The sequence below is a fragment of the Mesorhizobium sp. CNPSo 4670 genome (assembly GCF_057784235.1).
Genome location: NZ_JBWJFQ010000040.1, coordinates 1 through 10,855, shown reverse-complemented (window position 1 = coordinate 10,855; position 10,855 = coordinate 1). Strand labels below are relative to the sequence as shown.

The 10,855-nt window shown below is 57.5% G+C and carries 4 protein-coding genes and 1 pseudogene; 2 read left to right on the top strand and 3 right to left on the bottom strand.

Going from position 1 to position 10,855, the window contains the following annotated elements; translation table 11 throughout:
• Positions 1–551 (top strand): Ulp1 family isopeptidase (locus AC0ZT5_RS34435; RefSeq protein WP_488500072.1); only part of this gene is annotated, 551 nt, incomplete at its 5' end.
• 181 nt (positions 552–732) lie between these two features.
• Here AC0ZT5_RS34435 and AC0ZT5_RS34430 read toward each other — a convergent pair.
• The 3 genes from AC0ZT5_RS34430 to AC0ZT5_RS34420 all read right to left on the bottom strand — a co-directional run bounded on the left by AC0ZT5_RS34430 (position 733) and on the right by AC0ZT5_RS34420 (position 4,160).
• Complete coding sequence (locus AC0ZT5_RS34430) at positions 733–1,548, bottom strand: HAD family hydrolase (RefSeq protein WP_488500071.1); 816 nt, start codon at positions 1,546–1,548, stop codon at positions 733–735.
• Positions 1,549–1,775: 227 nt separating this feature from the next.
• Positions 1,776–2,864 carry a cysteine protease StiP domain-containing protein gene (locus AC0ZT5_RS34425; RefSeq protein WP_488500070.1) on the bottom strand — a complete coding sequence of 363 codons (1,089 nt, stop codon included), beginning with the start codon at positions 2,862–2,864 and terminating at the stop codon, positions 1,776–1,778.
• An 84-nt stretch (positions 2,865–2,948) separates the two neighbouring features.
• Positions 2,949–4,160 carry a phosphoribosyltransferase domain-containing protein gene (locus tag AC0ZT5_RS34420; RefSeq protein ID WP_488500069.1) on the bottom strand — a complete coding sequence of 404 codons (1,212 nt, stop codon included), beginning with the start codon at positions 4,158–4,160 and terminating at the stop codon, positions 2,949–2,951.
• A gap of 2,014 nt (positions 4,161–6,174) precedes the next feature.
• On the opposite strand from AC0ZT5_RS34420, the pseudogene AC0ZT5_RS34415 reads away from it, so the two are divergent.
• A pseudogene (locus AC0ZT5_RS34415) lies at positions 6,175–10,855 on the top strand (hypothetical protein); the annotation flags it as partial.

Sequence of the window (10,855 nt, the reverse complement as noted above, 5' to 3'; positions counted from 1 at the left end):
TGGAATGGCTGGGCGACGAGCATGTCCTGAGGGACTACCAGCTCCTGACGCAAGAGTTGCGGGGGAACAATCCGGGTCTCGCCGCCCGGTCGCGGTTCGTGGATCCCCTCATAACCCTTGGCAGCCTGCGCTTGGGCACCGAGAGCGACATGCTAGGCGCATTCCAGCGCATCGTTCATGATCACAATGGCGACGACACGGCCGACTTCCTGTTCCTGCCAGTGAACGATGCCAGTGCCAATCGCCGCGGCAGCCATTGGTCGCTGCTGTTCGTCGATCGCCGCGAGCGGGAACGGCCGGTTGCCTATCACTACGACTCGAACGGGAGATACAACGAGGCGCCCGCAGGACAACTCGCAGCAAGGCTGGGCGCGCGCTTGGAGTCGCCTCGCATCCCCCAACAGCGAAACGGTCATGATTGCGGCGTCTTTGTGGTGGACGGCACGCGCGAGCTGGTTAGGCGATTGGCGCAACCAGGGCAGCCAGTCCAGCTGGACCTCGACGGGCTCCGTGCCGATCGGCAGGCACTGCAAAACCGACTGAGGGGCTGAAGTTCGCCATGGCGGGATAGCTTAAATTTAGACTGGAGCACCTCACGCCTACGGCCTGGGGCTCGGGTCCGATAGGTGGGAGGCGCACGCCCTGCGAAGGAGCATTCCCACCGACCTGAAAAAGCAGCTGACTCATTTCTTGTAAATGCCTTTGGCCAGAAAATTCCGACGCAGGGGACCATCAAAAAATGCCCGCAAAAAGCGTCTTCGTTGGCTCGTTCAGCATCGCCGAAATCTGCGAGCGCGATGGCGCACCCCACCAGTCGCACAAATTGAGATAGCCGAGATCGCTTGTACTGTCGCCGAATCCGATCGCTGGCCTATCTTCAGACTCCGACCGGAGTTTCTTCAGGAGGAACTCTACTGCCCGGCGCTTTGAAACAGGCGGGGGAATGAGCGTGAAGTTGTTTCCGTTGTGATGCCGTATCCAACCCGCATCGTCGAACTCAAATTTCAGTTCCGCCAGCCTCTTACCATCACCATTATTTTCTTTGAAAACGACATATGTGGCCATCCCCTTTTCTTCTACGATCCACGAACGAAGAGACATTTTGCCAGCTGCGGCTACTTGCCGACCAATTTCAAGTACCTTATCCAGTGCCTTCCTGTGAGGGATCAGCTCCTTAGAAATGACATCGTGCCATTCCTTCAGATACGCGCCGTCCGGCTGAAGGATGACAGCGCCGTTTGCAACAATTGCATAGCTGTTGAACGCGATCTTGACGTTCCCGTAGGCCGTCGTGCCACGTGCCGTGACGGGAATGACTTGTGACGTACCCAGCAGCCAATCGATCATCGCGACCTGGCGTGGCGTCATCATGGAATGATGTCCGTTCAAGGAGACCGCAGCTAGCGCCAGTTTATGCTGGCGGCCTTTCGGGCACTTTGCACGTGTTTGGAACAACGTGTCATCCAGATCAGCAAAGACGATTGGCTGCACGGCGTGATCTGCGGATTTGATGGGTTGATCAGGCAAGGCACTCGATCCGTCATCCATGTTTGGAATCCGTTTTCGTCACTCGGAAAGGTCCCGGGCAGATGAATTTGGTGTTGCGTTCACACTTATGCCAACGCTTCCCTCAAACGGTGGCCAGCCCTTTTATAATCACGAAAATGACGTCCTGTCCGCTAACAACCAGCAAGCCGAAATCGAAATGCCTGCCACACGCTCGGTCTTGTTGAGCGGTTCCGGAGTTTGGACCAAGATGCAATATAATCAAATTTCTAAACCTTCTTTATCAAAGTAATGGCGCGATATGGATGAATATTTTCCGGAACCACTTGGAAGGGAACGTCCCTCTTCCGGATCAAATGCCGTAGCGCTGCCAGGTCAGGGTCCTCAACGGAAGAGAGGAGTGCAACTTGAGGCTTGCGGCGTAGAATTGCTCGCGTGGCTTCCGCAATTCCTGGCTTGATCCGATTAATATTCTCAACAGCAAACTGTGCAGCAACCCGATTAATTGCCTCCCGCGATCGTCTCTGATGTCTTGAGCGGTCGTTGTCTGTCCACTGCGCGAGATCATTATTTTGGTCTAGCGCGGTGACAGCATGTGCCCACACATTATCCACGAAAGCAGCTGAGATATCATGGGACACTAAGTGATTCCATAGGATTGTACCGTGAAAATCTTCCGGACCTGTGACGTCCTCGTTCAGTATCGAACGGCTGATCAGCCCGGACACGGTGCTCCCGAGTATTCCCGATGGAATGAGCCAGTCCTCGGCCGACGCCGCAAGCCACGCCCGGCCACAGGGGTCAGACAAAACCACCAGCTTTGGCGGCTGTGCAGAAAACGAAGGGAAGCTCCGTTCCAGCTCAGTGGAGATGGCGCCTTTGCCCGTCCAGCCATCAATAAACAGCAGACCTTCAATGGGGCGCCGCTCAATGATGTGGCGCATTGCATTACTGTCAATTCCGCGGTCCCGTATGATCGAAATGCCAAAGTGTTGCACGTCCTTTCCCATGCGCGACAACGCTCGCTTGAGGAGGACACCTAAAGGCACCCCGGCCCGAACGAGGCTCGCCAACGTGATGGGGCCTTTAATTTGATTTGAGATAGACCGCGCGAGAGCTGCTACTTCGCGTCCCATTCTCGCAGCACCAACTGACATCGCGTCGTAGAATATCGTCATGTAGTCGGCTTCGGGGACGCTTTCGAAAGAAATCATTTCCGAATAATGACGTAGGCCGGATTGTATCGCCCATTCCTTTGAAGCGTCGCCGATTGGCTCCAGAATTACGGGCTTCAATAGAAACGTGATGTCCGTACTACGATAAGCTCCGGAAAATATCTTCCCTTTCGTCGCCGACAATGTGACTCCTCTGCCTCCAACTAGCGTAACGTCAAGACTTGGAGCGCGATTGAGCGTATTGAATTTTTTGGGTGATGATAATCATCAAATAGCAATTACCCTCTTGGGAATTACGACCGATGCGCGCTCCAAGAAGTGCATGAGTATATGGCTTATATACGCTTCACTTGTCTCGGAGCACAAAAGGATTTTGGCATATTCGGATGGAACGACATTGTACAGATAGTTGAATACATTCCCGCCGTAATTATCTTCAAACGCTATTTTCGATAAAATGGCGTGACCCACTGAAATCGGTGATCGGGTAATCGATGAGTAGTGTACGTCAGCTCCTTCCAGCTCCAATTTTTCCGCAAGCAGGAACGGCTGCCAAATGTTTTCTCCTGTACCAAGGACCAGCGTAGCGCCCGAAGACGCCGCCTCACCATCCAGTTGAAGATGGTGCCGGGAGACACCCAGCCGCGCCCAGTTGATATCCGGCGAAATGACATTACCCCTTTTTTTTCCAACAGATGGAACTTCCGGAGCGTCGATGTTCAAACCGTTTGCATCCCAGCGGTACCGCCCGGAAAGGATTGACGCGCGCTTCACGTTGGCTGCGATTATCTGTTCGACAGCACCATCTGACCAATCCGTAAGCGTAACGAGAATCGTATTTCGAAGGTTCGACCTAATGCTGGCAGGCAGAGCTGCGAACAGATTGCCGAATGTTTTTCCGGTCGACGCTTCATCGTCAATTAACACAAGCGTCCGGGCGTTCTTGACCATCGAGACCAGGACTGGATCGAGCGGCCAGTGTACGACATGTCCTGGGGCGTGACTGTGCTCCTCCTGGAATTGACAGATCAGGGGCAAACCTAGTCCGTGTCTGGTGGTGCAAATGTAAACAGTGTCGTCTCGTTCATATCGTTCTGAATATTGCTGGTGCACGCCCGCTCCCAGCCCGACAGCAGTTTCGGCCACGCCTATGAACAGGATTGGCCCTTCGAGATCGGGTGAAATTTGGTCGGCCAGAAGTGTGTACGTCTTTCGCATCAGCGAAGGCCGAACGGGACTGTGACGGCCAAGCAGCTTGGAAGCGAACAGGAAAGACCGTTTGGGATTGATGCGCTCCGCGAACCCGAACGTTGCCTCGGGGGGAAGTAGGCTGCGATCGATCTCAACCGATATGGTTCCGCGGGCGAGTTCGGCAGAAAGATACTTTTTATATGCGTTGTCCAAATGTCCTACCCGGGCTTTTGATTTGGGGGTGTCACGGGTAACTTCTCGTGCAGAGGTGAGTAGACGCAGATTCATGCACACCAGCTACAAACGCCAGCGCTCTACCGCCAATGTCCCTCCTTTGGTCCCTTTGGGCCTACGCCGGGTCGACGAAATTGTGGAGCGCGAGATCACCGTCTCAGTCCCCCGCTGAAGCAAGAAGTTTGGCCCAGTACGTTCAACGACTGCGTACGAAGCGGCCGGCTCCGATGAAGTTTGGCACCTGGGCGAAGTCCTCATCAACCTCCCCCGGGCAGAACTTGGTAGCGCCGGACTGTCGATCAGGAGAGACACGTTCTCGGCGATCTTCCAGAGCCACCGCAAAATTCCGCCAGGTCTGATAACCATCTGCAAGAGGATCTGAAACCAGAGCATCATCACCGACAACCAGCCATCAACAACAGAGCCGAGAATTCTTACGAGCCGCTGCGAAAGGTAATTCCGTACTTCTGGGCCAATCGCCATGTCATCTCCGTTGGTTGAGGCAAAACTGTTGGCAGCGGCTTCCCAAGGTTGATGTGCAAGTGAGGTGCCATCCTGCGGGCGCAGCTGCGCGCTGATACGCAAGTTGGGCCGGCGCACCTTCACGTCGCACGCTTCCTTCTTTTTGCGTCGAGGGCTGCGTATGAAATGCAACACATTTCGCTATGGTGCGCCTGTTCGATAGTCGACAGTTTTGGGTCAATAGCGACAGGCCAGCGTCGGCGGAAACAATCGACGGTGCCGGAACCGTTAGACGCTGCATGCTGTGGCTGGTGGCTTTCCAACGGACGGTTGCCACTGGCTGCGCCGAATTGGGTGGTACTGTTGCGCTGGCCGATCAGGCAAGCTCGGATTTTGGGGCGAGAAGAAAATCGGGAACGGGCTCAGGCTGGCCGGTTTTTTTGGATTCCGCAAGGTAGTCGAGGAAGCTACTGCCGCTTCGGCATGTTGTGCGAGCGCGTCAGGCGTCCTTAATGACCCGGCGGCCTCAGATCATCGATATGCGCAATCGGCTCTCGGCAAAGATTTCTGCACGCGACAAGGAGGGTATATCCGAAGATGTCGTCGATATGGACAATGCCTTACGGATCATGCTGGACGATAGATCGGGAACCCCGAGCGCCGGATCGCAAGCACCATTGCTTAGGATGACAGTCTGGACGAAAGCGCGGCTGCTGCGATCCATCCCAGGAACTGGTCTGGTCTCTGTGGCCATGCTCATCACCGAATGCCGGAACTCGGTCGGATGACCGCCGGCGAGGCCGCCGCCATGACAGGCCTTTGCTCCGATGCCACTCGACAGTGGAACAATGCGCGGCAGAGAAGGATCTCGGTGGACGGCGGGCGTCGCGTTATATGCTGTTCCTGGCCGCACTCGCCGCAGCATGTCTCACTCAGGCGCTGAAACCCCTCGCTAAACGTCTCAAAGAACATGGCAGCCCCACAAGCTCATCATAATCGCAATCGCACGCAGGCTCGTAGCAATCGCAAACGCAGTGCTGAAAACCGCCACTCCACGCGATCAAATCCAATCACCTAGACACAGGTTGCTAGCCCACCAATTGCCATCGGCAGGGCGAGAAAATCCTGCTGGCGGCAGCGGGTGCGCGTCTCAGCGCGACACCTCGTGATTGGAATTTACCCAAGCGGACGCCACTCGCAGCTGACATCGAGGACGCGCGAGAATCGCATGGCCGGTCGGATGTGCTTGCCATAGCAACGCCCTGCCCGTTCAACCAGGCTTCTGCCAGTCGCACATCCGATCACCGCGAAAGCTAGCCGCCCACCTCACAATGAGAAGCAGTATTTGTCTCTGAATCTTCGATCTATCGAGTCTTGACCGCGAAGCGCGCGGGCACATGCACCACGCTCGAGGCGCGTTGTCGTGATCAGGTTGTCGTCAGCTTCCCGATTTAACATAACAGACAGGGTTGGTCGCACTGGACGAACATCGGCTGCCGATGCTCACGGATGCCTGCCGAGGGCTGTTAAAGGGTAGTTTGTTCCTGATTTCCGGCACGTCAATCCAGCCCAGCCTCGAAGGCCTATTTTTTGAAGGGAGGGACGGATGGATTTCGCCTCGACGAATTGGGTGCGTGTAAAGTCGGACAGCGCGGGCCGGCGAGCGAGTTCACCCGCGGTGCCGTCCGCAGATGCGGCGACCTTTGAGCGGCAGCTGAGCGAGGTCGCCAATTTAGGTGGAGGTGGTGGAGCAATGCCGGCGGCCTCGACGTTGCAGCCGGTCCAGTCAGCTGGGGTTTTAATAGGGCACAGCAACGAGCCTCTCTATTCCGAGGATGCTCGCCTTATTTCGGTGCTTGAGAAGGGCCTCCGCCACGGCAATGCCGCCAATCACACCGCCAACGGCTATGTATACTCTCTTCGCAGCTTCAGCCGCCGGCTCTTCGCAAATAAAAGAGATCCGATTGCTGCTCGGCTCGACGACCAGTCGCTTACCGATGATGCCCGCGAAGCCGTCGAAAAGGGTCATAATAGACGACTCCTCTCGGCAATAGACCATCTCCGGACCTTCCAGTCGACGGGCGGATTCGTGCCGATCAAAGGTTGCGGTAATCTAAATCCTCACCCCCAGGACGGGGTCCTCATCGAAGAGTACAAAAACCAAGCAGTGACACCGACCCGCAACGTGTATGCAGCTGTTCTTCGCAATTTCAGTGACTACCTGCGTGAGAACAACAAGCCGGGCATTGCTGGTCGGCTTTCCGGCATGTCGTTGGACGGCGATGTCAAGAGCTATAGGAAGGACGGCGGTGATCGGAATATCGGTCCCGCACTGGCTGATCTGCGAAAATCGCAGGCAGGCGCTAAAGTGATGGAAATCGAGCGCCAAATTCCCCTCGTTCCCGCTGCCGAAAACGCGGTCCGGATGGGGCCGATGCCCGTCGGCAGCACCGCTGCGCAGCACAGCGCGTCGCAGGGCGCGAGCAGATGGCCAGATGAGCTGCCTCCCGTAGAAAGCTACGATCAGGATTTGCTTTGGGAGATGATGGACAAACCCGGCCCGTCGTCGTCTCTCGAGCCAGCCGCACGCCATGACCAGTCATCGGATCCCCGAGAGTCCATTCGTCACTTGAACTGGGGCTACGACCACCAGCAGTTCCCGGACGAGCCGATGGGTGGATTTGCCAGCAGCAACCTTTTGCCAAGCGGGGAAGTCGTCATCAACGATGAGCGTGTCGCCAATTCAGGTGGAGGTAGTGGAGCAATGCCGGCCTCCTCGGCGCTGCAGCCGGCTCAGTCAGCTGGAGTTTCGAAAGGGAACAGGAAGCAGCCTCTTTATTTCGAGGACGCTCGCCTCATCTCGGAACTCGCCCTCAGCAAGGGCAACGCCAACGCCTATGTATCTTCTCTTCGCAGATTCGGGCGCTGGCTCTTCGCAAATAACAAAGATCCGATTGCTGCCCGCCTCGACGATCAGTCGCTGACAGATGATGCCCGCGAGGCCATCGATAAGGGTCATCACAGACGACTCCTTCCGGCGATGGACCATCTCCGGACCTTGTCTATGGGCGGAGTCGTGCCGATCGAAGGTCGCCCTGAGCTAAATCCTCACCCCCAGGATCTGGCTCTCATCAAAGAGTACAAAAACGAAGCAGGGACATCGACCGGCAGCCGGTACGCAGCTCTTCTTCGCAGTTTCAGTGACTACCTGCGTGAGAACAACAAGCCGGCCATTGCTGCTCGGCTTTCCAGCACGTCATTGGACGGCGATGTGAAGAGCTATAGGAAGGACGCCGCGGGTGATCGAAATATCGGTGCCGCACTGGCTGATCTGCGAAAATCGCAGGCAGGCGTTAAAGCGATGGAGCTCGAGCGCCATATTCTCCCCGTTCCTGATTCCGAAAAAGCGGTCCGGATGGAGCCGAAGCCCGTCAGCGCCGCCGCAGCGCAGCAGGAAGCGGACAGGTGGCCAGAGGAGCTGCCTCCTGTGGAAAGCTACGATCAGGATTTGCTTTGGGAGATGATGGACAAACCCGGCCCGTCGTCATCTCTCGAGCCAGCCGCGCGCCGGTTCTCCGACAACCCGATCGGTGCATTTGCCAGCAGCAACCTCCTGCCCAGCGAGGAGGTCCTCATCAACGATGAGCGTGACACAGCTGGGTTGCGGCCAGCGAAGAGGCCGAGGCCCCTGGACAATCTACACGGCCTTGCCATTGAGCGGCAGCTGAGCGAGATCGCCAATTCAGGTGGAGCAATACCGGCGACCTCGACACTGCGGCCGGCTCAGTCAGCTGGAGTTCGGATAGGGCGGCGCAAGCAGCCTCTTTATTCCGAGGACGCTCACCTTATTTCGGGACTTGAGAAGGCACTTCTCGGGGGCAATGCCATCAATGCCACTGCTTCCGCCTATGTATCTTCTCTTCGCGGCTTCGGGCGGTGGCTCTTCGCAAATAACAAAGATCCGATTGCCGCCCGGCTCAACGAGCAATCGCTGACCGATGATATGCGCGAGGCCATCGAAACGGGTTATAACGTGAGACTCCGTCCGGCAATGGACCATCTCCGGATCTTCCAGTCGACAGGCAACGTGCCGATCGCAAGCCGCGCTGAGCTAAATCCTCACCCCAAGGACGTGGCTCTCATCAAAGAGTACAAAAACGAAGCAGCGCCAGGGACCGGCAGCAAGTATGCAGCTGTTCTTCGCAGTTTCAGTGACTACCTGCGTGAGAACAACAAGCTTGGCATTGCTGCTCGGCTTTCCGGCACGTCATTGAACGGCGATTTAGAGCGCTATAGGAAAGACGCCGCGGGTGATCGGAATATCGGTGCCGCACTGGCTGATCTGCGAAAATCGCAGGCAGGCGCTAAAGCGATGGGGCTCGAGCGCCATATCCTCCCCGTTCCTGCACCCGCAAAAGCGGTCCGGATGGAGCCGATGCCCGTCGGCCGCGCCGCTGCGCAGCACAGCGTGTCGCAGGGTGCGGGCAGGTGGCCAGCGGAGCTGCCTCCTGTGGAAGGCTACGATCAGGATTTGCTTTGGGAGATGATGGACGAACCCGGCCCGTCGTCATCTCTCCAGCCAGCCAAGCGCCTTCAGTCAACTGGAGTTTTGATAGGGCGAAGCAAGCAGCCTCTTTATTCCGAGGACGCTGGCCTCATTTCGGGGCTTGAGAAGGCCCTCTTCGAGGGGAATGCCGCCGATGGCACTGCCGACGCCTATGTATCTTCTCTTCGCAGCTTCGGGCGCTGGCTCTTCGCAAAGAACAAAGATCCGATTGCTGCTCGGCTCGACGACCGGTCGCTGACCGATGATGTGCGCGAGGCCATCGAAACGGGTCATAATGGGAGACTCCGTCCGGCAATGGACCATCTGCGGAACTTCCAATCGACGGGCGGAGTGGTGCCGATCACAGGCCGCCCTGAGCTAAATCCTCACCCCCAGGACGTGGCTCTCATCAAAGAATACAAAAGCGAAGCAGCGACCGGGACCCGCAGCCGGTATGCAGTTCTTCTTCGCAATTTCAGCGACTATCTGCGTGAGAGCAACAAGCCGGGCATTGCTGCTCGGCTTTCCGGCACGTCGTTGGACGGCGATGTCGAGCGCTATAGGAAGGACGGCGGGGGCAATCGGAATGTCGGTGCCGCACTGGCTGATCTGCGAAAATCGCAGGCAGGCGCTAAAGCGATGGAGCTCGAACGCCATAACCTTCCCGTTCCTGATCCCGAAAACGCGCCGCGGATGGAGCCGATGCCCGTCAGCGGCGCCGCTGCGCAGCACAGCGCGTGGCAGGAAGCGGACAGGTGGCCAGAGGAGCTGCCTCCCGTAGAAGGCTACGATCAGGATTTGCTTTGGGAGATGATGGACGAACCCGGCCCGTCGTTATCTCTCGAGCCAGCCGCGCGCCATGACCAGTCATCGGATCCCCGAGAGTCCGTTCGTCACTTGAACTGGGGCCACGACCCCCAGCAGTTCCCCGACAAGCCGATGGGTGCATTTGCCAGCAGCCACCTCCCGCCAAGCGAGGAGGTCCTCATCAACGATGAGCGTGACACAGCTGGGTTGCGGCCAGCGAAGAGGCCGAGGATCCTGGACAATCCAGACGGCCTTGCCATTGAGCGGCAGCTGAGCGAGATCGCCAATTCAGGCGGTCGCCTGCTGACGTCGGCGGACCCCATCCATCAACTGGGTGCATTGCCATCGCAGGCGCAGGACATCGTCCAGGCCGGACGGCAAGAACCTGCCCGGTTCGCTTCAACCTGGTCGCCGCAGATGCCGCTCAACTTTGATTGGAGTATGTGGCCGACCCTGGAAGCAGCGTCAGCGCCCGCTGCCAGCGCCCGCCCAGACACCTACCGGGATTTTCCATTGGTTGATCTGACTGCGGCCACGCCGTCTGAATCACGCGACGATGATAATTCCGTGCCGGCGTTTGCAAGCAAATCCGCCGATGCTCAGGTCGGGGCTTTGGGTCCGACCGCCCCGTCTCACGGCCGCGGGCTGGTGCTCCAGGATATGGAATGGCTGGGCGACGAGCATGTCCTGAGGGACTACCAGCTCCTGACGCAAGAGTTGCGGGGGAACAATCCGGGTCTCGCCGCCCGGTCGCGGTTCGTGGATCCCCTCATAACCCTTGGCAGCCTGCGCTTGGGCACCGAGAGCGACATGCTAGGCGCATTCCAGCGCATCGTTCATGATCACAATGGCGACGACACGGCCGACTTCCTGTTCCTGCCAGTGAACGATGCCAGTGCCAATCGCCGCGGCAGCCATTGGTCGCTGCTGTTCG